Annotated in this window: 24 protein-coding genes; 11 read left to right on the top strand and 13 right to left on the bottom strand. The window is 51.5% G+C overall.

Annotated features, from left to right (window positions below; translation table 11 throughout):
• Positions 1-119: 119 nt before the first annotated feature.
• A complete protein-coding gene (gene gmhB / locus B4923_RS01925) occupies positions 120-683 on the bottom strand; it encodes a D-glycero-beta-D-manno-heptose 1,7-bisphosphate 7-phosphatase (protein WP_109052656.1) in 564 nt (187 codons plus the stop codon).
• A 179-nt stretch (positions 684-862) separates the two neighbouring features.
• Between gmhB and metN the strand changes: the two genes are divergently transcribed.
• From metN to proS, 6 genes are all read left to right on the top strand, one after another.
• Entirely contained in the window at positions 863-1,894 is a 1,032-nt protein-coding gene (gene metN, locus B4923_RS01920) for a methionine ABC transporter ATP-binding protein MetN (RefSeq protein WP_109052655.1), read from the top strand.
• Complete coding sequence (locus tag B4923_RS01915) at positions 1,887-2,540, top strand: methionine ABC transporter permease MetI (protein WP_109052654.1); 654 nt, start codon at positions 1,887-1,889, stop codon at positions 2,538-2,540. Before metN ends, B4923_RS01915 begins: the two co-directional genes overlap by 8 nt.
• Before the next feature lie 66 nt (positions 2,541-2,606).
• Entirely contained in the window at positions 2,607-3,422 is an 816-nt protein-coding gene (locus tag B4923_RS01910) for a MetQ/NlpA family lipoprotein (protein ID WP_109052653.1), read from the top strand.
• Positions 3,423-3,539: 117 nt separating this feature from the next.
• Positions 3,540-3,950, top strand: a complete 411-nt coding sequence (gene rcsF, locus B4923_RS01905; RefSeq protein WP_109052652.1) for an Rcs stress response system protein RcsF — start codon at positions 3,540-3,542, stop codon at positions 3,948-3,950.
• The gene (gene tsaA / locus B4923_RS01900) at positions 3,947-4,654 is read left to right on the top strand and encodes a tRNA (N6-threonylcarbamoyladenosine(37)-N6)-methyltransferase TrmO (RefSeq protein WP_109052651.1); all 708 of its coding nucleotides are present in this window, start codon (positions 3,947-3,949) and stop codon (positions 4,652-4,654) included. Before rcsF ends, tsaA begins: the two co-directional genes overlap by 4 nt.
• 225 nt (positions 4,655-4,879) lie before the next feature.
• Positions 4,880-6,598 (top strand): proline--tRNA ligase, encoded by a 1,719-nt coding sequence (gene proS, locus B4923_RS01895; RefSeq protein WP_109052650.1) that lies wholly within the window; start codon positions 4,880-4,882, stop codon positions 6,596-6,598.
• 112 nt (positions 6,599-6,710) lie between these two features.
• Here proS and rpoS read toward each other — a convergent pair whose 3' ends face one another.
• The 7 genes from rpoS to ftsB form a co-directional block, all read right to left on the bottom strand.
• Positions 6,711-7,703 (bottom strand): RNA polymerase sigma factor RpoS, encoded by a 993-nt coding sequence (gene rpoS, locus B4923_RS01890; RefSeq protein WP_109052649.1) that lies wholly within the window; start codon positions 7,701-7,703, stop codon positions 6,711-6,713.
• Positions 7,704-7,756: 53 nt separating this feature from the next.
• Positions 7,757-8,761 carry a murein hydrolase activator NlpD gene (nlpD, locus tag B4923_RS01885; protein ID WP_170115993.1) on the bottom strand — a complete coding sequence of 335 codons (1,005 nt, stop codon included), beginning with the start codon at positions 8,759-8,761 and terminating at the stop codon, positions 7,757-7,759.
• A gap of 275 nt (positions 8,762-9,036) precedes the next feature.
• Positions 9,037-9,663: a protein-L-isoaspartate(D-aspartate) O-methyltransferase gene (locus B4923_RS01880; protein ID WP_109052647.1), complete on the bottom strand. Its 627-nt coding sequence runs from the start codon at positions 9,661-9,663 to the stop codon at positions 9,037-9,039.
• Positions 9,664-9,741: 78 nt separating this feature from the next.
• Entirely contained in the window at positions 9,742-10,788 is a 1,047-nt protein-coding gene (truD, locus tag B4923_RS01875; protein ID WP_109052685.1) for a tRNA pseudouridine(13) synthase TruD, read from the bottom strand.
• A 19-nt stretch (positions 10,789-10,807) separates the two neighbouring features.
• Complete coding sequence (gene ispF, locus B4923_RS01870; protein ID WP_109052646.1) at positions 10,808-11,305, bottom strand: 2-C-methyl-D-erythritol 2,4-cyclodiphosphate synthase; 498 nt, start codon at positions 11,303-11,305, stop codon at positions 10,808-10,810.
• 20 nt (positions 11,306-11,325) lie between these two features.
• Positions 11,326-12,042, bottom strand: a complete 717-nt coding sequence (ispD, locus tag B4923_RS01865) for a 2-C-methyl-D-erythritol 4-phosphate cytidylyltransferase (RefSeq protein WP_109052645.1) — start codon at positions 12,040-12,042, stop codon at positions 11,326-11,328.
• A 2-nt stretch (positions 12,043-12,044) separates the two neighbouring features.
• A complete protein-coding gene (ftsB, locus tag B4923_RS01860; protein ID WP_109052644.1) occupies positions 12,045-12,371 on the bottom strand; it encodes a cell division protein FtsB in 327 nt (108 codons plus the stop codon).
• A 345-nt stretch (positions 12,372-12,716) separates the two neighbouring features.
• On the opposite strand from ftsB, the gene B4923_RS01855 reads away from it, so the two are divergent.
• The 3 genes from B4923_RS01855 (at position 12,717) to B4923_RS01845 (ending at position 15,085) form a co-directional block, all read left to right on the top strand.
• Entirely contained in the window at positions 12,717-13,487 is a 771-nt protein-coding gene (locus tag B4923_RS01855; protein WP_109052643.1) for a basic amino acid ABC transporter substrate-binding protein, read from the top strand.
• Between the two features lie 124 nt (positions 13,488-13,611).
• Positions 13,612-14,376, top strand: a complete 765-nt coding sequence (locus tag B4923_RS01850; RefSeq protein WP_109052642.1) for an amino acid ABC transporter permease — start codon at positions 13,612-13,614, stop codon at positions 14,374-14,376.
• Positions 14,363-15,085 (top strand): amino acid ABC transporter ATP-binding protein, encoded by a 723-nt coding sequence (locus B4923_RS01845; protein ID WP_109052641.1) that lies wholly within the window; start codon positions 14,363-14,365, stop codon positions 15,083-15,085. Before B4923_RS01850 ends, B4923_RS01845 begins: the two co-directional genes overlap by 14 nt.
• A gap of 72 nt (positions 15,086-15,157) precedes the next feature.
• Here the strand turns inward: B4923_RS01845 and B4923_RS01840 are convergent, their stop codons facing one another.
• From B4923_RS01840 to cysG, 5 genes are all read right to left on the bottom strand, one after another.
• A complete protein-coding gene (locus B4923_RS01840) occupies positions 15,158-15,490 on the bottom strand; it encodes a DUF3561 family protein (protein ID WP_210732679.1) in 333 nt (110 codons plus the stop codon).
• Positions 15,491-15,559: 69 nt separating this feature from the next.
• Positions 15,560-16,243, bottom strand: coding sequence for an adenylyl-sulfate kinase (gene cysC, locus B4923_RS01835; RefSeq protein WP_211313911.1), 684 nt, complete (start codon positions 16,241-16,243; stop codon positions 15,560-15,562).
• On the bottom strand, positions 16,182-17,657 hold the full coding sequence (cysN, locus tag B4923_RS01830) for a sulfate adenylyltransferase subunit CysN (protein WP_109052639.1): 1,476 nt from the start codon (positions 17,655-17,657) through the stop codon (positions 16,182-16,184). Before cysN ends, cysC begins: the two co-directional genes overlap by 62 nt.
• An 11-nt stretch (positions 17,658-17,668) precedes the next feature.
• The gene (gene cysD / locus B4923_RS01825; RefSeq protein ID WP_109052638.1) at positions 17,669-18,577 is read right to left on the bottom strand and encodes a sulfate adenylyltransferase subunit CysD; all 909 of its coding nucleotides are present in this window, start codon (positions 18,575-18,577) and stop codon (positions 17,669-17,671) included.
• A 9-nt stretch (positions 18,578-18,586) separates the two neighbouring features.
• The gene (cysG, locus tag B4923_RS01820; RefSeq protein WP_109052637.1) at positions 18,587-20,029 is read right to left on the bottom strand and encodes a siroheme synthase CysG; all 1,443 of its coding nucleotides are present in this window, start codon (positions 20,027-20,029) and stop codon (positions 18,587-18,589) included.
• A 430-nt stretch (positions 20,030-20,459) separates the two neighbouring features.
• On the opposite strand from cysG, the gene B4923_RS01815 reads away from it, so the two are divergent.
• Positions 20,460-21,839 (top strand): aldehyde dehydrogenase family protein, encoded by a 1,380-nt coding sequence (locus B4923_RS01815; RefSeq protein ID WP_109052636.1) that lies wholly within the window; start codon positions 20,460-20,462, stop codon positions 21,837-21,839.
• A gap of 135 nt (positions 21,840-21,974) precedes the next feature.
• Positions 21,975-23,015: an HTH-type transcriptional regulator EutR gene (gene eutR, locus B4923_RS01810; RefSeq protein ID WP_109052635.1), complete on the top strand. Its 1,041-nt coding sequence runs from the start codon at positions 21,975-21,977 to the stop codon at positions 23,013-23,015.

Here is a 23,015-nt window from a genome sequence, read left to right as displayed (position 1 = left end):
ACTGTGATTAAGCTCACAGCGCCGTGTCGATGGAGGCGCATTATAGGGAGGGAATCTGGAAGCGCAAGCAAATATATTCAACTTCTTTCTGTTTGCGCAACTTTCATTCACTTAGTCTATTAACTACGCTTTTTTATCCATTGAGGAAGATCCGCAAGACTATCAATGACGCCATCCGCCAATGTTTCCCCTTGTTCAGAGATAGGTTTGCCACTGCGAACCAAGATCTTGGTTCCAACACCAGCGGCAATCCCCGCCTGCATATCTTCTACTTTATCCCCTACCATATAGGAAGCAGCCATATCGATATTCAGGTGTCGTTGTGCAGCGAGCAGCATGCCTGGCTCTGGTTTACGACAATCGCACGTCTGACGATAATCCCCTTCTCCCTGATCGGGGAGATGGGGGCAAAAATAGATGCCATCCAGATCGACATCGCGGTCTGCCAAAGACCAATCCATCCACTCGGTCAGTTGCATAAACTGATCTTCAGTAAACTTACCACGCGCAATGCCGGATTGATTGGTGACAACCACCAGTGCAAACCCCATTTTCTTCAGTTCTTGCATGGCTTCAATCACACCGTCAATGAATTGAAACTGATCGATCTCATGCACATAACCGTGGTCGATATTGATCGTGCCGTCACGATCAAGAAAAACGGCTGGAACACTTTGTGCCACTTACTTCGCTCCCGATGGCGTAAATTACTCGTTAGTATCGCATGTTTTCACCGACAGAGAGAACGCCCAGCAACATCAATCTCAATTGACTCAGACGTCTAGACGCCCTAACATCCAATGACTATTCCGTCTCCACGGAATCTGGTTTATCCAGCCATAGGCACTAACGATAAAAATATATGATTGAACTTTCTAATATTACCAAGGTTTTTCAGCAAAATGGACGCTCGATTACTGCGCTTGCTGATGTCAACCTCCATGTCCCGACGGGACAGATCTATGGCGTTATTGGCGCATCAGGTGCAGGTAAAAGTACGCTGATCCGCTGCGTTAATCTGTTGGAGCGCCCCACGCAAGGTAAAGTGCTGGTTGATGGTCAGGATCTGACCCAGCTTTCAGATAGCCAGCTCACGCGCGCGCGCCGCCAAATTGGCATGATTTTCCAACATTTTAATTTGCTTGCTTCACGTACGGTATACGGCAATATCGCCTTGCCCCTTGAATTGGATAACACGCCAAAAGCAGAAATCACCCGCCGGGTAAATGAACTGCTGGAGTTGGTCGGGCTGACGGACAAGCATGATGCTTATCCGGCAAATCTTTCCGGCGGCCAGAAGCAGCGCGTCGCGATTGCACGTGCATTGGCCAGCAATCCTAAAGTATTGTTGTGTGACGAGGCCACCAGCGCACTGGATCCCGCAACGACCCGCTCAATTCTGGAACTGCTTAAAGATATTAATCGTCGCCTTGGACTGACGATCCTTCTGATCACGCATGAAATGGATGTTGTAAAACGTATTTGCGATCGGGTCGCGGTGATCAGCGGCGGTCAGTTGATTGAGCAGGATACGGTAAGCGAAGTGTTCTCCCACCCGAAAACACCGCTGGCGCAAAAATTCATTCAATCCACCTTACATCTCGATATTCCTGACGACTATCTTTCACGTCTGTCACCGGAACGCGGTGTCAATCCTACTCCGTTATTGCGCATGGAATTTACCGGTCAGTCCGTGGATGCACCGTTGCTTTCTGAAGTCGCCCGACGTTTTAATGTTAACAACAACATTATCAGCGCTCAGATGGATTATGCCGGCGGCGTCAAATTCGGCATCATGCTGGCGGAAATGCATGGCGAAGATGCGGATACACAAGCGGCAATTGCGTTCCTGCAGGAAAGTCACGTCAATATTGAGGTCCTGGGTTATGTCTGAAGCAATGTTATGGTTAATGGCCCGGGGAGTATGGGAAACGGTTGCAATGACGTTGATTTCCGGTTTCTTTGGCTTTGTACTTGGCTTGCCGGTGGGTGTTTTGTTGTATACTACCCGCCCGGGCCAGATTATTGCCAACCCTAAACTTTATCGCGTGGTTTCGGCTCTGGTAAATATTTTCCGTTCCATTCCTTTTATTATTCTACTGGTTTGGATGATTCCTTTTACTCGAATCATCGTCGGAACATCTATCGGCCTACAGGCTGCGATTGTGCCTCTGACCGTTGGTGCGGCACCGTTCATTGCCCGTATGGTAGAAAATGCGCTGTTGGAAATCCCGACAGGGCTGATCGAAGCGGCACGCGCCATGGGTGCGACGCCGATGCAAATCATCAGAAAGGTTTTATTACCGGAAGCCTTACCTGGACTGATTAACGCCGCGACCATCACCCTTATTACCCTTGTAGGCTATTCTGCTATGGGGGGTGCCGTTGGGGCCGGAGGCTTAGGCCAAATTGGTTATCAGTATGGCTATATTGGTTATAATGCCATGGTAATGAATACGGTATTGATATTGTTGGTTGTTTTGGTTTACCTGATTCAATTTTGTGGGGATCGGGCAGTAAAAGCTGTCACGCATAAGTAATCGTTAAACCCGCATTTGCTTATTCCGGGCAAATGTTATGAAGACTTTTTAATTAGAGGTAAGGATATGGCTATTAAATTTAAATCCATCGCGACTATTGGCGCATTAATTGGCGCCCTGACGTTGGCGGGATGTGGTCAGGAAGAAAAGGATCCGAATCATATTAAAGTTGGCGTCATTGTTGGTGCCGAACAGCAAGTTGCGGAAATTGCTCAGAAAGTGGCAAAAGACAAATATGGTCTGGATGTTGAATTAGTCACCTTCAATGATTATGTCTTGCCTAACGAAGCACTGAGCAAAGGTGATATCGATCTGAACGCTTTCCAGCACAAACCTTATCTGGAGCAGCAAATCAAAGATCGTGGCTACAAATTGGTTTCCGTTGGTAATAGCTTTGTTTATCCGATTGCCGGATATTCCAAAAAAATAAAGTCACTGGATGAATTACAGGATGGCGCACAGGTTGCGCTGCCAAACGATCCAACCAATCTGGGCCGTTCATTGCTGCTGCTGCAAAAAGTAGGCTTAATTAAACTGAAAGATAATGTCGGTCTCCAGCCAACCGTTCTGGATGTTACCGAAAATCCGAAAAACCTGAAGCTGGTTGAGCTGGAAGCCCCACAATTGCCACGTTCCCTGGACGATGCACAAATTGCTCTGGCAATCATCAACACCACATACGCCAGCCAGATTAACCTGACGCCGACTCAAGACGGTATCTTTGTTGAAGAGAAAGATTCCCCGTATGTAAACCTGCTGGTTTCCCGCGAAGACAATAAAGATGCGGAAAACGTGAAAAAATTTGTTCAGGCTTATCAGTCAGACGAAGTTAACGAAGCAGCGAATAAAATCTTTAATGGCGGTGCCGTTAAAGGCTGGTAACATTCGGGTTACTCGTTTTATTAAAATATATCCTCAAGACGGGTCCCGGCCCGTCTTGTTATTTGTGCAATAGCTTGCTTCAATATCCGCTCTTTAAGAAAAAGCAGAGGTCATTCTATGCGCGTAATCCCTCTTATTCTGTTAACGATGTCGCTAACAGGTTGCTCTCTATTACAAAAACCAACGGAACCGGCTCCTCAACCTGCGAGTGAACCCAAGGCAGCAGAGCCGGTAGCCAAGCCAAAACCTGCCCCGCGCCCTGCGCCTGCCGTTTTATATCAAAGCGCTGAAGAACTGGTTGGCAAACCATTCCGTGATATGGGTGAAGTGTCTGGTTCATCATGTCAGGTTACGGCTCAGGATGCGCCACCCAATACAGCCAACGCCCGCAGGCGAATGCAGAACAGGGCAACAGCCATGAAAGCCAACGCGGTTTTACTGCATGAATGCCAGATCATCAGCAGCGTCGCCGGCTGCTATCGTCAGGCGGTCTGTCAGGGCACAGCATTGCAAGTTTCAGATCAATGAGTCAGTTTGTTTTCAATCAGATCGGTGTTATCCGTTCACCCTATAAAGAAAAATTCGCCATTCCGCGGCAGCCGGGTCTGATTGAAGATGGTGGTGGAGAACTCCAGCTATTGCCGCCCTATAATCAGGCGGAATGCGTACGTGGACTGGCAGACTTTAGCCATATATGGATTTTGTTCATTTTCCATCAAACCATAGCGGGTGGCTGGCACCCCACCGTTCGGCCGCCAAGACTGGGTGGCAATGCACGCGTTGGGGTATTCGCGACACGCTCTACTTTCCGGCCAAATCCCCTCGGGATGTCATTGGTGGAACTGAAAGCTATTCATACGCAAGGCGATCGCGTCACGCTAGAATTAGGCAGTCTCGATCTGGTTGATGGTACGCCAGTCGTTGATATCAAGCCCTATCTTCCTTTTGCGGAAAGCCATCCCAATGCATTGGCAGGCTTCGCACAGTCCGCCCCGGAAGCCAATATGTCCGTTATTTTCTCCCCGCTTGCAGAACAGCAGATCGCCAGCGGTCAACATAAGTATCCATATTTAAAACGCTTTATCAGTCAGGTCTTAGCTCAGGATCCGCGCCCGGCTTACCGAAAAGGAGAGGATGCGGAGCGGGAATATGCCGCTTTACTGCTGGAATTTAACGTGCGTTGGCGGGTATCTGGACAACAAACCGAGGTATTATCCCTCGAATCCCGTTAAAAAACGTCGCCTGCGACAACCCGAAGGGCGATGGGCACGAATAAATAGTCCACGTAAAAACGTCAGATGACGGTTACCACGAACGGGCTACGGCTATTCACGCATAAATTTCTGCCGACTCTCTTTTGACGAACGGTCCACGCTGTTAAACTAAGCCACTTTTTATGCCTTCGGCTGCATTAGGCAGCACGATGCTATTTCTCGTTCTGACGGAACTAAAACACCATGCGTACTAGTCAATATATGCTCTCCACACTCAAGGAGACGCCTGCCGATGCGGAAGTTATCAGCCATCAGTTGATGCTCCGAGCCGGAATGATTCGCAAACTGGCCTCCGGTCTTTATACCTGGTTGCCTACAGGTCTGCGGGTTTTGAGAAAAGTTGAAACCATCGTGCGCGAAGAAATGAATAACGCTGGCGCGATTGAAATTTCCATGCCGGTTGTTCAGCCTGCCGATCTGTGGGTAGAAAGCGGTCGCTGGGAGCAATACGGCCCGGAGTTGCTGCGTTTTGTCGATCGCGGAGAACGCCCTTTTGTTCTCGGCCCTACGCACGAAGAAGTCATTACCGATTTGATTCGTAATGAAATCAGCTCATACAAACAGCTGCCATTGAATTTTTTCCAGATTCAGACCAAATTCCGTGATGAAGTCCGTCCACGTTTTGGCGTAATGCGTTCCCGTGAATTTCTGATGAAAGATGCTTACTCTTTCCACACTTCACAGGAATCACTACAGGCGACATACGATGCAATGTATGCCGCCTACAGCAAAATTTTCAGCCGCATGGATCTCGATTTCAGGGCCGTTCAGGCCGACACCGGCTCCATCGGCGGCAATGCTTCTCATGAATTCCAGGTACTGGCCGCCAGCGGCGAAGACGATATTATCTTCTCTACCGGCTCCGACTATGCCGCAAACATTGAACTGGCAGAGGCCGTCGCCCCCCAGCTAGGCCGAGCTGAAGCAAAGGAAGAGATGCGTCTGGTTGATACGCCAAACGCCAAAACCATCGCTGAACTGGTTGAGCAATTCAAACTGCCGATTGAAAAAACGGTCAAAACGCTGCTGGTGAAAGCGGCGGAAGAGAGCGGCCATAAACTGGTCGCATTACTGGTTCGTGGCGATCATGAACTGAATGAAGTCAAAGCCGAGAAAATCGCCCTGGTTGCCAGTCCGCTGACTTTCGCAACGGAAGAAGAAATTCGCGCGATCGTCGGCGCAGGTCCTGGTTCCCTGGGGCCGGTGAATTTACCGATTCCCGCCGTTATTGACCGTACGGTTGCCGCGATGAGTGATTTCGGCGCCGGCGCCAATACGGACGGTAAACACTATTTTGGCATTAACTGGGAACGTGATGTTTCCCTGCCGTTGGTTGCAGATATTCGCAACGTGGTAGAAGGCGATATCAGCCCAGATGGCAAAGGGACGCTGCAAATCAAACGCGGGATCGAAGTAGGCCATATCTTCCAACTGGGCAGTAAGTATTCAGAAGCGCTGAAAGCGACCGTTCAGGGAGAAGATGGACGTAATCAGATCCTGACCATGGGCTGCTATGGTATTGGGGTGACTCGAGTGGTTGCCGCCGCCATTGAGCAGAATCACGACGATCGCGGCATTATTTGGCCAGATGCCATCGCACCTTTCCACGTAGCGATTCTGCCAATGAATATGCACAAATCTTTCCGGGTGAAAGAAGTCGCTGAAGATATCTATCAGAAGCTGCGCGCCCACGGTATTGAAGTCCTGCTGGACGACCGTAAAGAGCGTCCGGGCGTTATGTTCGCCGATATGGAACTGATTGGTGTGCCACACACGATCGTCATCGGCGATCGTAATCTGGATAACGAAGAGATTGAATATAAGAACCGCCGCGGCGGTGAAAAGCAGATGATTAAAACCGGCGAGATTGTCGATTTCCTGCTGGAAAACATTGTTCGCTAGTCTTCATCCAAGCGCCCTTTCCGAATGGCAAGGGCCACCATAAAAAAAGGTGGGTTACCCCCACCATTTTTTATTCTGACGAATACCGCGTCGGCTCCGTATTTTATTCACGTTATTCACGGAACAATTCTTCAATGTTAAGGCCCTGCACCTGCAAAATTTCACGCAGACGACGTAAGCCTTCAACCTGAATCTGCCGGACACGTTCTCGAGTCAGGCCGATTTCCCGACCAACATCTTCCAACGTTGCGGCTTCATAACCTAACAAACCAAAACGCCGGGCCAAAACTTCACGCTGTTTGGCGTTAAGTTCAAACAGCCACTTGACGATATTCTGCTTCATATCGTTATCTTGAGTGGTGTCTTCCGGTCCGTTGTCTTTCTCGTCGGCCAGGATGTCCAGCAGCGCTTTTTCCGAATCGCCACCAAGCGGTGTATCAACGGAAGTGATACGTTCGTTCAGACGCAGCATTCGATTGACATCATCAACGGGTTTATCAAGCTGCTCGGCAATTTCTTCCGCGCTCGGCTCGTGATCCAGTTTATGAGAAAGTTCGCGTGCCGTACGCAGATAAACGTTCAGCTCTTTGACGATATGGATAGGCAAACGAATCGTGCGGGTCTGATTCATGATTGCCCGTTCAATCGTTTGTCGAATCCACCAGGTGGCATAAGTGGAAAAACGAAACCCTCTTTCAGGATCGAATTTTTCAACAGCCCGGATCAAACCAAGGTTCCCTTCCTCAATCAGATCCAGAAGCGCCAGCCCGCGGTTGTTGTAACGACGGGCAATTTTCACCACCAGTCGCAGGTTGCTTTCGATCATCCGGCGCCGCGACGGAACATCGCCGCGCAACGCGCGCCGGGCAAAATAGACTTCTTCTTCAGCGGTTAAAAGAGGCGAATAACCAATCTCTCCCAAATAGAGTTGCGTTGCGTCTAAAACACGCTGTGGGACCCCTTGTGCTAACAGCTCGTCTTCAGCCGAGTCATTATCAGCGGTTTCTTCCTCTGCCAGCGCCTTATCGTCAAAAACATCAAGTCCATTCTCTTCGAAATCAGCATCTTCCTGTAACTCGTTAACTTTCAGCGTACTTTGGCTCATAAGTGGCTCCTACCCGTGATCCCATGGCAGAATACCGAAATATTCTGCCCGATTTATCGCTGCGGAAGAAAACGCAGCGGGTTTACGGATTTCCCCTTGTAACGAATTTCAAAATGCAAACGAACTGAACTGGTTCCGGTGCTACCCATGGTAGCGATTTGTTGCCCCGCCGTGACCTCTTGTTGTTCCCGGACCAGCATAGTGTCATTATGGGCATAGGCGCTCAAGTAGTCATCATTATGTTTGATGATTATCAGATTCCCGTAACCTCGCAAGGCGTTGCCCGCATAAACTACACGCCCGCTGGCGGTAGCCATGATTGGTTGCCCACGTGAACCGGCGATATCAATCCCTTTATTTCCCCCCTCGGATGCAGAGAAACTATCAATGACTTTCCCTTCGGTAGGCCAACGCCAGCTGCCGACAGCAGCAGTACTACCTGCATTGCTGCTCGCCGGTGCGGTCACAGGCGCAGTGGCTGTCGCCCCTGCCGTAGGTAACATTTTACCTACATTCTGTTTACTCGAATTATCAGAATACGCGTTAGTTGACTGAGAATCAACCGGTGTAGTCTGTATTTGCGAACTTGACGGCGGCACCGGAACGCCTCCCGTCGTCGCATCCGTCGCGGCCAGCATACCGCCGCCGCTGGTCAAACCGCCGGTTGTACCGGCGGAACCATTGCCAAGACTCAGCGTCTGGCCGACATTCAGACTGTAGGGTTCCGGAATATTATTCCGCTGCGCCAGGTCCCGATAATCGTTACCTGTAATCCAGGCGATATAGAACAGCGTATCGCCCCGCTTGACGGTATAGCTATTGCCGCTATAACTTCCTTTTGGGATATTGTCATAGCTGCGGTTATAGACAATTCGGCCATCACTCGTGGTGGCCACTGCGTCACCCGATGTCGTTCGTGATGAGGACGCAGATAACGTTCTGCTGCCCGTATTTCCGTCGACACTGCTTATCGGTGCGGATTTGGTGTCATTGCTGGAACACCCGGCCACGCCTAAGATAATCACCATACAAGCAGCAATCTGACGCAAATTCATCATTCGGCTTCCCATGCGCCCATTCCCCTATAACTATAAAATTCATTAATAAATTCAGACATTTGCACCTCGCACCCATTGTCGCGCAGCTGATATCAGGTGTTTTTGTTCATCAGTCAGAACGAAAAGCTCGCCATTTCTTCATCACTGGCGCATAAGCAAAACAGGAGTGACAACAATCATTATCTGATGCTAACAATATCAATGAGTTCGTACCATAAAACAGTTGTATTGAAATTTTAATGAATTAATAACAATACAAAACCATCGCAACGGTATCAGGCTAATTCGCCTTTGACTAGCGGAACAAACCGAACGGCTTCAACAGACTGGATAATGAACTCTCCCGCATGACGTTGCACAACCTGCAACGTTTGTGATTGATCGCCAACCGGCAAAACCATCACGCCGCCTTCATCCAGCTGTGCCAGCAAGGCTTTCGGGATCTCTGGCGGCGCCGCGGTCACAATAATGGCGTCAAAAGGTCCGCGGGAAGCCCAGCCCTGCCAGCCATCGCCGTGACGGGTGGAAACATTGTGCAAATCAAGCTGTTTAAGCCGACGTTTAGCCTGCCATTGCAATCCTTTGATGCGCTCAACAGAACAAACATGCTTGACCAGATGTGCCAGAATCGCCGTTTGATAGCCGGAACCCGTGCCGATTTCCAATACGCGCGAAACCGGCGTCAGGCACAGTAATTCCGTCATCCGCGCCACCATATAAGGCTGTGAAATCGTCTGACCGGAGCCTATCGGCAATGCGGTATTTTCATAAGCCTTGTGTTCAAACGCCTCATCAACAAAGCGTTCTCTGGGTACAGCCTCAATAGCCTTTAACAGGCGTTCATCCTGTATTCCCAACTGGCGCAACTGCACCAGCAACGTTTGCATGCGTTTGTTCACCATTCTCCGCTAACCTCAGATTTGGCTAACCCCATCATCATCGTCAAAGATACCCGATCAAGAAAAATAAACCGCAATACATTAGGCAACAATATCCGTTCCCTGTTGCTGGTTGATAATTTCACGCACCACGCTGGTCGCGAAACTGCCGGCAGGCAACCAGAATGTCAGCCCAACCGTACTTTCATCCAGCCAGTTCCAGTTCATACGCTGCGGATACAACAAGATCGCACGCCGAGCGGGTTCGACCCGTTCACGTTGTAATAATGACCATAACGTTTCTTGCCCGGTCAGACTTTGCTGCTCAAAGGCCAGTGCGATATCCTGAGTACCGAGAGCGCCATCACCGGGTAATGGCGCGGTTACCTGAAGCTCGCCCGCATCAAGTCTCGCCTGTAAACTCGCCAATTCATCCGGCCTGGCGACAAACCAGCTCCCCCGACCGGTCAATTGTAACGCATCGCCGGGCAAAACGGTTTTAGCCTGCTGTTGAGCGAGCCTGGCGGCAGCCACTTGATTAAACAACGCACTACGGCTGGCGGAAAGATAGAAACTGCGTTTAGCGCGTTCTTTTACCCGAATGTCGTTGTTCGCCCAGAGACGAGCCTGCTCAAGATTATTTCCGTCTTTGCCGAACCGTTGGCTACCAAAATAGTTAGGCACCCCTCGTTCAGCAATCAGCCGTAAACGGGATTCCACCGCTGATTGATCGCTGATCTGACGCAACACCAGCGAAAAATCATTACCTTGCAGCGTACCAATACGCAATTTACGACGATGACGCGCAAATTCAAGTACCTCACAACCTTCCAGCTCGAAGGCGTTCAGGTCAGGTGATGCCTTACCGGGAATATGGAGGCAGAACCATTGTTCCGTAACGGCATGACGGTCTTTCAGCCCGGCGTAACTCACTTCGCGTTGAGGCAGGCGGCAAAACTTTGCCAGCGCTTCGGCCACAAACTGCGTATTGCAGCCGCGCTTACGAATACGAACCAGAATATGCTCGCCGTCACCATCAGGCTGAAATCCCAGATCCTCAATCACCCTGAAATCTTCTGCTGCGGATTTCAGCACCCCTGACGCCTGCGGCTTGCCATGCAGCCAGATTAGCGGCTCGCTATTATCCATCGTTACCATCAGAGCGTACTTACCATGCGACGATTTCACCCGCTTCATTTTTTACCAGCAGCGCCACGGCTTCGCAGGCAATCCCCTCCTCCCGGCCGGTAAAACCCAACTGTTCCGTTGTGGTGGCTTTAACGTTTACATCATCCATATGGCACTGTAGATCTTCGGCCAGATTGACGCGCATTTGCGGGATATGCGGCGCCATTTTAGGCGCCTGGGCGATAATCGTGACATCCAGGTTTCCCAGACGGTAGCCTTTCTCAATAATTCGCCGCCACGCTTCCCGCAATAATCCACGGCTGTCTGCGCCTTTAAACGCCGGGTCAGTATCAGGAAACAACTTACCGATGTCGCCCAACGCCGCCGCCCCTAATAAGGCATCCGTCACCGCATGCAGCACAACATCGCCGTCGGAATGCGCCAATAATCCCTGAGTATGGGGAATACGCACGCCACCGATCACCAGCGGTCCTTCTCCACCGAATTTATGAACATCAAAACCGTGACCGATACGCATTGCGCATTCTCCTTTTATGTTTATTCAATCGTATGATTGTGGTGCAAATTCGTTAAATAAAATTCAGCCAATGCCAAATCTTCCGGACGGGTCACCTTAATATTATCAGCCCGACCGCTGACAATCCGTGGGCAATAGCCGCAATACTCCAGCGCCGACGCTTCATCGGTGACCACCACGCCATCGTTTAAGGCGCGTCGTAAACAGGTTTTCAGCAACGCGGACGGAAACAGCTGTGGCGTCAACGCATGCCATAGATCGCTGCGATCAACCGTGTGCTTGATAATCTGTCCTGAACCACGCTTCATGGTATCACGAACCGGCGCCGCCAGAATTCCACCCACATCACTGTGTCCAACCAGACTCAGCAGCCGTTCCAGATCGTCCTGATGCAAACAGGGACGCGCGGCATCGTGTACCAATACCCATTCCGTATCCGCAATATCCTGTAGCCCCGCCAATACAGAATCGGCGCGCTGTTTTCCCCCCACAACCACACTGACGCGGGGATCGCGGGCAATAGGTAAAGTATGAAATGAGAGATCGTCGGCGCTAATGGCAATGACGGCGCGATGAATGCGCGGGTGGGATAACAGCGCGCTCACGGCATGTTCAAGAATGGTTTTATTACCAATGGTCAGGTACTGCTTAGGGCAGTCGCTTTGCATCCGGCTGCCATTACCGGCAGCAGGCAGGACAGCGACAATCTCTGGCTGGGAAGCACTCTGTTTTAGCATGTTTAGCGCGATGTGTTGTTAGGTAAGGATGAAGACGTCGTCGCAGTACGATGGCTGGATTCCGGCACCAGACGATAGAAGTTCTCACCAGGCTTAATCATGCCCAGTTCATTGCGCGCACGCTCTTCAATCGCTTCCTGCCCGCCGTTAAGATCGTCAATTTCGGCAAACAATTGTTCGTTACGGGCTTTCAGTTTGGCATTGTTCCCCTGCTGGACAACAACATCATCTTTTACCCGCACATAGTCGTGAATACCATTCTTGCCCAGCCACAGTGAATACTGAAGCCAGCCAAGCAACACCAATAATAACAGCGTAAGTTTTCCCATCCCGCCCCCTGAAAAAACGCCTAATCATCCCATAACTTTTGCTTCGACTCCACACCGTCAGGCGGCAGACGGAAAGATTCACGTCAGGATACTCACAATGAGCGCCTTCGTCCCGGTTCATCAATGGAAGACAAAGGCATGAATAACCATATTCATTACAGCGTTTTACTCATCCATACCGCCTATCGACAGGCCAATCCCGTACCGTGTGGTCATCAGCAAATATCCGGTTAAACAGAGACGTAAGTTGAACCCTTAGCACTATCTGTGTATTTTTATGCAGACAAAATGCATAAAAAAAGTGCATACACACAGAAGAAACTCAACCAAACACCAGGAGATCTCATGTTTAAAAAACTGTTACTGATTGGCGCGATGTGTGCCACAGTCATGTCTGGCAGCGTATTTGCCGCAGAACCTACCTATGTCGTTGGTTCCGGAGGCACCTACCGTCCGTTTGAATTCGAAAACGCACAGAAAGAGCTGGAAGGCTTTGATATTGATATCATCAAGGCGATCGCCAAGACGGAAAACTTTAATATCAAGCTGATCAACACACCATGGGAAGGTATTTTCGCCACCCTGAACTCCGGCGATCGCGATATTATCATTTCCGGGATAACGATTACCGATAATCGGAAACAAATGGTTGATTTCTCAGCCCCTTACTTCCCCGCCGAACAGGCCATCGTCGTGCCTAAAGACTCCGCTATCGACTCAATCGCGGCGCTGAAAAACCACAAAGTCGGCGTTGTCAATTCCAGTACGGGCGATGTAGTCGTTTCCGATGTGCTGGGCAAAAACAGCACGGCGATTAAACGTTTCGATAATACGCCGTTAATGCTGCAAGAGTTGTATGAAGACGGTATCGGCGCCGCGATCGGCGATGTCGGCGTGGTGAAGTTTTACATTAAGACCCACCCTGAAAAACAATTCAATCTGGTTTCCGATGCCAAGTTTGAGCGTCAGTATTTTGGTATTGCCGTTGCCAAAGGCAATGATGAACTGCGCAACAAGATCAATGCCGGCCTGAAGAAGATTATTGCCGACGGCACCTATGCCAAAATCTATCAAACCTGGTTCGATAGCGATGTACCGGCTCTGCCTGCCGAATAATCTGCCAGTTGGAAACCATAACTGCACCACCTTCAGTAGAATAAACGCATCAGCCGGACGGGCATCACCCGCCCGGCATCAATAGCAAACCATTACGTTAGTCTATTCACGAAAGGAAACAATCTTGACGGGATTTCGTTGGGAGATCATTCAGGAGTACGCACCGTTATTTACGCAGGGTGCCTGGATGACCATAAAATGCACCTTTATCTGTGTCATCCTTGGCACCTGCTGGGGGCTGACGCTTGGCCTGGGGAGATTGGCGCAGGCGCCGCACGGCCCCTGGAAATACATCCTGCATTATGGCGTGCAATGGCCGGTCCGCATCTATATCAGCGCGTTCCGGGGAACGCCGCTGTTTGTACAAATCATGGTGGTACACTTTGCGCTGGTGCCGCTATTTATCAATCCGCGTGATGGTCTGTTGGTCACCAGCAACATCATGTCCGTGGATTTCGCCCGTACGTTGCGTTCCGACTATGGCGCATTTCTCTCCTGCATCGTGGCAATCACCCTGAACGCCGGCGCCTATGTTTCCGAAATTTTCCGTGCCGGCATTCAGTCTATCGATCGCGGTCAGATGGAAGCATCGCGTTCGCTGGGGATGAGCTATGGCCGGACGATGCGGAAAGTCATACTCCCGCAGGCATTCCGTCGCATGCTGCCGCCGCTGGGGAATAACGCGATCGCCATCGTGAAGGATTCTTCGCTGGCCTCGGCAATCGGCCTGGCCGATCTCGCCTACGCCGCCCGCACAGTTTCCGGTGCCTATGCTACTTATTGGGAACCCTACCTGACGATTTCTCTCGTCTATTGGGTTATTACTTTTCTGCTCTCACTGCTGGTTCGGCATATGGAAACGAGGTTCGGTAAAAGTGATTCACGTTAATAACCTGCAAAAAAAGTTTGGCGACACACACGTCCTGCGCGGTATTTCCTGTGATATCGCCCATCAGGAAGTGATCTGCATGATTGGCCCATCCGGCTCAGGAAAGAGTACGTTCCTGCGCTGTCTCAATGCGCTGGAAACGCCGTCAGCAGGCGAGATCACCGTCAATGGCTTTGCCATTCACGATCAGAAAACCAATTTGAACCGTATGCGTGAAAGCGTCGGTATGGTATTTCAGCGCTTTAATCTTTTCCCACACATGACCGTGTTGGAAAATCTGATTATGGCGCCGATGGACGTCAAGAAATTATCCCGTTCGCAGGCTATAGCACGCGCCAGGGCATTGCTTGAGAAAGTCGGATTACTGGATAAAATCGACGCCTGGCCAAACAGCCTGTCCGGCGGCCAGCAGCAGCGGGTGGCGATTGCCCGCGCCCTGGCGATGGAACCGGCCATTATGTTATTTGATGAGCCAACATCCGCGCTGGACCCTGAACTGGTGGGTGAAGTGCTGGCGGTCATGAAAACGCTGGCTCAGGAAGGCATGACCATGGTAATCGTCACCCATGAAATGGCCTTCGCCCGGGAAGTTGCCGATCGGGTGATCTTTATCGATCAGGGGATCATTCAGGAACAGGATAAACCAGAAACGATCTTTACCAATCCCAGTAATCCGCGTACGCGCGCTTTCCTGAGCAAAGTGCTGTAAGACGCGTTTATAAAAGACGTTGATGTGTAAGGATGATCCGGTATGCGGCCAGCCGATACGTGGGCTGGTCACCTACCAGCCGGTCAGGAAGGAGAACACCAGCCAGAACAGGCACACCACTGACAGCCCTGTGGCAGAGAGGGTATAGAAGACGTTTCCCCCCAGCATAAAACTGAGCCCGACCCCCATCAGCACCGACAGCGGCATCAAGGCCAGAAAAAAAGGCCAGGTGTAGAGCATGAAAAACAACGTGGTATTGGAGCCATACACCAGAAAAGGGAGCGTGAAAGCCAGCCAATAAAAAGAAAAACCCGCTACCGCTCCCATAAAGGGATACGAAACCCGATCTTCATCATCTCGTATCGGTTTTGTTTTGCTGATCGTTAGCTGCGTGGCATTCGGCATCATCTTTCCCATTATTCTCCCGCATCACTCTACAAATCGTGAAATCTATTGGGTAGAGTGGCGAAAACGTCAGAGATTGATAATAGCTCGGCCACGCAGCAGATCTAATAATTGGTCCGTCAAATTTGTTACTAATTGTTCGCCATCCAGATGAATATCCGGCGCTTCGGGGGCTTCATAAATCGAATCGATCCCCGTGAAATTACGCAGTTCACCCGCACGGGCTTTCTTGTATAACCCTTTGGGGTCACGAGCTTCGCAAATCGCCAAAGGCGTATCGACAAACACTTCAATAAACTGCCCGCGATCCAGCAGATCCTGCACCATTTTACGCTCGGCGCGATGGGGTGAGATGAAAGCGGTCAGCACAACCAGTCCGGCGTCAACCATCAGTTTGGCCACTTCGCCGACGCGGCGGATATTTTCCCGCCGATCGTCATCGCTGAATCCCAGATCGCGGCACAGACCGTGCCGCACGTTATCGCCATCCAACAGGTAAGTGCTCACCCCCTGCTGATGCAACGCCTGTTCCAGCGCGCCCGCCAGCGTTGATTTACCGGACCCGGAAAGTCCGGTAAACCAGAGCACGACGCCCTGATGACCATGCAGTTGCTCGCGCGCCTTGCGTGATACGGCATGTGAATGCCAGACCACATTCTCATCGGCAGATGATGGACGGCCTGAAGACACGTTATTTTCCTCCCAGCAAATCACGGGCGCCCCAGTGTGGGAAATGACGTCGAACCAGCGCATTCAGTTCCAGTTCAAACGCACTGTATGCGCCGGGCTCCTGATAAACCTGTTCGATGGGTTCCCTTACCAGGCCCGCCCCCACGGTGACATTACTCAGACGATCGATAAAGATCATGCCGCCAGTCACGTGATTTTGCTGATAATTATCCAGCACCAGCGGCTCATCAAAGGTCAGCTCAACCAGCCCGATCCCATTGAGCGGCAGATTTTCCGTGACGCGCTGCGTCAGGGAGTTAATCTCCACCTGATACTGGATATTCTCTACCCGGCCGCGCGTTTTCTTACCGCTAATCTTGATATCGTAGCTTTGTCCCGGCACCAGCGGTTGTTCTGCCATCCACACCACATCCACCAGTGCATTCTGCACGGCTTTCAGCGTTTCGCTGCTGTCTACCAGCAGATCGCCGCGGCTGATATCGATTTCATCCGCCAGAACCAGCGTAATGGCTTCTCCAGCCTGCGCTTGTTGTCGATCGCCATCAAAGGTCACGATTCGGCTGACGGTTGATTCAACCCCGGAAGGCAGCACTTTAACGCGCTGCCCCACACGGACTATCCCCGATGCCAGCGTTCCCGCATAACCGCGGAAATCCAGATTGGGTCGATTCACGTACTGAATCGGAAAACGCATGGGCAATTTCAGACTACGCTGCGCCACATTGACGGTTTCCAGCACGTCAAGCAGCGTCGGCCCGGTATACCAGCTCATCGTGGTGCTCGGCGTGGCGACGTTATCGCCATCCAGCGCGGAAATCGGCACAAAGGTAATATTCAGATCGGCCGGTAGCTGCTGGGCGAAATCCAGATAGTCCTGCTTGAACTGTTCAAAAACCGTCTGCTGATAGTCCACCAGATCCATTTTATTCACTGCCACCACCAGATCCCGAATGCCCAGCAGCGTAGCAATAAAACTGTGACGACGCGTTTGATCCAGCACGCCTTTGCGCGCATCAATCAACAGAATAGCCAGTTCGCACGTTGATGCCCCGGTGGCCATATTGCGGGTGTACTGCTCATGTCCCGGCGTATCGGCAATAATGAATTTACGTTTTTCCGTGGAGAAGTACCGGTACGCCACATCAATGGTGATGCCCTGCTCACGCTCAGCCTGAAGCCCGTCAACCAGCAGGGCCAAATCCAGCTTCTCACCCTGCGTGCCCAGACGCTTACTATCACTGTGCAACGTGGTGAGCTGATCTTCGTAAATCTGGCGGGTATCATGCAACAAACGGCCAATCAGCGTACTTTTGCCATCGTCGACGCTGCCGCAGGTCAGAAAACGCAGCAGTGTTTTATCCTGTTGAGCATGCAGGTAGGCTTTAACCCCACCCTGTTCAGCAATCTGTTTTGCGATGGTACTGTTATTTACAACCGCATCTTTTACGACCAAATCTTTTACAACGCGCTGGCTCATTCGACGACTCCTCAGAAATACCCTTGACGCTTTTTCAACTCCATTGAACCGGCCTGATCGCGGTCGATCATCCGTCCCTGACGCTCACTGGTAGTGGAAATCAGCATCTCTTCGATGATTTCCGGCAGCGTTTGCGCGTTTGACTCCACCGCGCCCGTCAGCGGCCAACAGCCCAGCGTACGGAAACGAACCATACGTTGTTCGATCACTTCGCCCGGTTGCAAATCGATACGATCGTCATCCACCATCAACAGCATGCCGTCACGTTCCAGAACCGGACGCATCGCCGCCAGATAGAGCGGCACAATATCGATATTTTCCAGATAGATATATTGCCAGATATCCAGTTCAGTCCAGTTGGACAACGGGAAAACGCGAATACTTTCCCCTTTGTTAATCTGACCGTTGTAGTTATGCCACAGTTCAGGACGCTGGTTTTTCGGATCCCAGCGATGAAAACGATCGCGGAATGAATAAATGCGTTCTTTGGCGCGAGATTTCTCTTCATCACGGCGAGCGCCGCCGAACGCGGCATCGAAACCATATTTGTCCAGCGCCTGCTTTAATCCCTCGGTTTTCATGATATCGGTATGTTTGGCGCTGCCGTGGATGAACGGATTAATGCCGAGCGCCTCGCCCTGAGGATTACGGTGCACTAACAGCTCACAGCCGTAGGCTTGCGCTGTCCGATCGCGAAACTCGTACATTTCACGGAATTTCCAGCCGGTATCCACATGCAGCAACGGGAACGGCAGCGATCCCGGATAAAACGCTTTACGCGCCAGATGCAGCATGACCGAGGAATCTTTACCGATAGAATACATCATCACCGGATTGCCGAACTCTGCCGCAACCTCACGGATAATGTGAATGCTCTCGGCTTCGAGCTGCCGTAAATGAGTGAGTCGTTTCTCGTCCATAACCATTCCTTAAGCCAAATTCACTACCGCCGGACGGCTATCTTGCCGCGCCGCCAGCGTTTGCTGACCAAACCAGGCGATCTGATGATGCAAATTCACCACCTCACCAATCACCAGCAGGGCCGGCGTCGGCGCCTGCTGGGCCAATTGTTCCAACTGTTGCAATGTACCGACCAATACCTGCTGATCGTGTCGGGTTCCGCGTCCAATCACGGCGACGGGCGTTTCCGCCGAGCGACCGTGCGTAATCAGCTGTTGACTGATTTCTGCCGCTTTCACCGTTCCCATATAAATCGCCAGCGTCTGGCGTCCACGCGCCAGCGTCGACCAATTCAGCGCATCGCCATCAGGTCGGCAATGCCCGGTAATAAACACCACGCTTTGGGCATAATCCCGATGGGTCAACGGGATACCAGCATATGCGGTGACGCCGGCCGCGGCGGTCACGCCAGGCACCACCTGAAAGGAAATGCCTGCCTGCGCTACCTTTTGCAGTTCTTCGCCGCCACGCCCAAAAATAAACGGATCGCCGCCTTTCAGGCGAACCACCCGTTTGCCTTGCTGCGCCAGCGTCACCAGCAGTTGGTTAATCTCGTCCTGAGAGACAGAATGGTTGCTGGCGCGCTTGCCTACACAGATGCGCTCGGCATCACGGCGTACCAACTCCAATACGTCATCGCTCACCAGGTGGTCATACAACACGACATCCGCCTGCTGGATGACCTGCAAACCACGCAACGTCAGCAGCCCGGCATCGCCGGGTCCGGCGCCCACCAGCACAACTTCACCGCGTGTCGCAGCCGGCTGTTGTTGTTCATCGTACTGTTGATGCAATTGCTGTTGCAGTTCGTCCTCTGCCTGCGAGAGTTGCCCTGCGGAAACCAGCGTGGCGAAACGTCCTACAAACAGCCGTTCCCAGAAACGGCGGCGCGCGCTCATCGAATGCAATCGAGATTTGATGCGATCGCGCCAGCTACCCGCGATCCCGGCCATGGTTCCCAGACTGGCGGGCAGCAGCGCCTCCAGTTTTTCACGCAATAGGCGCGCCAGTACCGGCGCTTGCCCTCCCGACGAAATCGCCACCACCAGCGGGGAGCGATCGACGATCGAGGGGAAAATAAAGGAGCACCTGGGTTGATCGTCCACCACATTAACCAGCAGATGGCGCTGATTGGCAGCATCAAATACCGCAGCGTTCAACGCGGCGTCATCCGTTGCGGCAATGACCAAAAACACGCCGGACAACAATTCCGGCGTAAAACGCTGGGCCAGCCATTGAATCTTGCCTGCTTCGTGCTGCTCAGCCAGATCGTCCGCCAGCGACTGTGCGACAACCTTCACCTCAGCGCCGGCACGTTGCAACAGTCCAATTTTACGTGAGGCGACATCACCGCCGCCGACCACCAGCACAGGGCGGCCCCGAAGGTCAGCGAATAAAGGTAGATAGTTCACAAACGCCTTAACTAAGCAAAAAAATAGATAAAGCGACTATACGGTGCGGATATCACTCTTATGAAATGCCGAATTGGAATGACAAGTTCCGTAATGGAATAACAACAAACAAAATCAGGCTAAAACCCGCGAACGCCATGCAATGAAATGCCCTAACGATCACAGAAGTTGAAAATCAGTGTATGACATGCGTCAAAGTTGTAAAGAGTTTGCCGATTTTTGATATTTCCTTTCATTGATTCATCGCAACATGCCTACAGCCCACCGGGCAACGGACAAGCGTAAGACAGATGATGTGTTCGTGCGATCACGTTCGACTACCAGGTGGATTCGCTGTACCTCACGTTGATAGTGGGATTTCCGTATTCACCTTCGCTCACTATGAACCGGTTAGGTTTTATCTCATTGATATAAAAAGAGGATTGCGCATATGGAACTGTCAACACAAGCGCTAAGCACCCCGGCACACCCGTTTGTCGAGTTTGATGCACAATACGGCGTATTTGAATCGCTTGACGATGCCGTTAACGCCGCGGCTCTGGCCCAGAAGCGATTGGATAACGTTGTCTTGCGTCAAAGCGTAATCGCGGCAATCCGTCAGGCCGGAGAGCGGTATGCGCAGGTACTGGCGGAGATGGCCGTAGCGGAAACCGGCATGGGTCGCGTTGTCGACAAATATGCCAAAAACGTGTCTCAGGCACGCAGCACGCCGGGAACGGAAAGCCTGTCGGCGAAAGTAGTGACCGGAGACAATGGCCTGACGCTGATTGAAAACGCGCCCTGGGGCGTGGTTGCTTCGGTCACGCCTTCGACGAATCCGGCGGCAACCGTGATCAATAATGCAATCAGTATGATTGCGGCGGGCAATAGCATCGTTTTTGCTCCTCATCCCTCGGCAAAAAAGGTTTCGTTGCACACCATAAGTCTGTTGAACAAAGCGATCGTCGCGGCGGGAGGACCGGAGAACCTGCTGGTGACCGTGGAAGATCCCAATATTGAAACAGCCCAGCGCCTGTTCCGTCATCCCGGTATCAGCCTGCTGGTCGTCACCGGCGGTGAGGCGGTAGTGGAAGCGGCGCGTAAACATACTGACAAGCGGCTGATTGCCGCCGGTGCGGGCAATCCCCCGGTTGTCGTGGACGAAACCGCCGATATTCACCGCGCCGCGCGGGCGATTGTTCGTGGCGCGTCGTTTGACAACAATATCATCTGTGTTGATGAGAAAGTCGTGATCGTCGTTGACAGCGTTGCTGATGAGCTACTGGCAGAAATGCAGAGATATCAGGCCGTGTTATTGGACGACGAACAGGTAAAACAGCTGCTGCCTGTCTTACTCACCGATATTGATGAGAATGGCAAAGGACGGGTCAGCCGCGATTGGGTCGGACGCGATGCATCAAAAATCGCGGCAGCGATTGAGTTGCATGTCGGCGAACAGACTCGCCTGCTGCTGGCTGAGACCGACGCAAACCACCCGTTTGCCATCACGGAAATGATGATGCCCGTCCTTCCGGTGGTACGCGTGAGTAATGTGCAGGAAGCCATTGAGCTGGCAGTGCGTCTGGAAGGCGGCTGCCGTCACACCGCCGCAATGCATTCGACCAATATCAATAACCTGCACAAAATGGCCAGCGCTATCAATACCAGTATCTTTGTGAAGAACGGCCCCTGTATCGCGGGGTTGGGTTTGGGCGGCGAAGGCTGTACATCCATGACCATTTCAACGCCCACCGGGGAAGGCGTGACGTCAGCGCGCACATTTGTGCGTATACGTCGTTGCGTGATGGTGGATATGTTTCGTATCGTTTAAGAATCAATGAAAGCCACGTTGCCGCCGCCGTCAACCGCGCGCGGCAACCAAAGATAACGTATCGGCTCGACAGCGGCGCCCGGACATGAGGGTTACGTGATACGTATCATATTGTTTTATTGGAGGTAAGTGCACATGAGGACAGGTAACCTTACCCATCTACACCATCTTGATGCTCTGGTTTCTCCTCCAGAAAAGATGTTGTCTTCCTTGAGCGAAGCTCAAAACATACATCAGTATTCAACTCAGGACGTTTACACACAATCCTGTTCCATTACGGCCTGGCAACAGCTTTACGATCAGGTCTCGCCAGGTCATTTCCGCGGAGAGCTTCAGGAGTTGCTGTTAGACGGCGTTCAACTCTGTCATGAATATACCAATCTCGCATTACGCCAGTCCTGCATGGTGTGGCCGGGCTCTTTCTGGTTTGGCATTCCCGCTGCTCAGGAAAGCATGGGGTTTATTGGATCACAGCGATTAGACAAATGTTCCATTGCCGTCAGTCCTGGCGGCAAAGAGTTTGAGTTAACGACGCCCGATGATTTTTCCATCATGGGGGTGGTGATCTCTCATGATGTGCTCTATCAGTATATCGACGCGTTGAATGACCCGGAATGGTTGACCCAGCGCTTAAATCAGGGAGCCGCGTTGATGATGGACCCCCACAAAAAAGCAACGCTCTGCGCGTTTATTCGTCACGCACTCGGATATGGCTACCACTCCCCGCAATTGATAAAACAAAAGAATGCGGGAAAAGTGCTCAAACATAACCTGCTGACAACGCTCATTTCCTTTCTGGAAAACGTACAACCCTCTTCCGATCGGGCACAGAACAGAAATCATCGAAAACTGATCTCTTTTGCGCGTGAATACGTGCTGAACCAAACGTCAGAACCGGTGACCGTTCTCGAGTTATGCCGACAACTGCATGTCAGCCGGCGTACATTACAAAATACCTTTCACAGCGAATTGGGGATAGGGCCTAATGCATGGCTTAAAATCATCCGCCTCAATGCGGTACGCCGTGAACTCACCAGTCCATACTCCCAGCACCACACCGTTCAGGATGCCGCAATGCAATGGGGGTTCTGGCATTTAGGGCAATTCTCCAGCGATTACCAGAAATTATTCAACGAGAAACCATCATTAACGCTACGACGACGTTTGCAGCATTAA

Origin of the sequence: Brenneria roseae subsp. americana, assembly GCF_003115815.1 — a bacterium.
GTDB classification, from domain to species: Bacteria; Pseudomonadota; Gammaproteobacteria; order Enterobacterales; family Enterobacteriaceae; genus Brenneria; species Brenneria roseae.
This window is presented reverse-complemented; position numbering and strand designations above follow the sequence as displayed.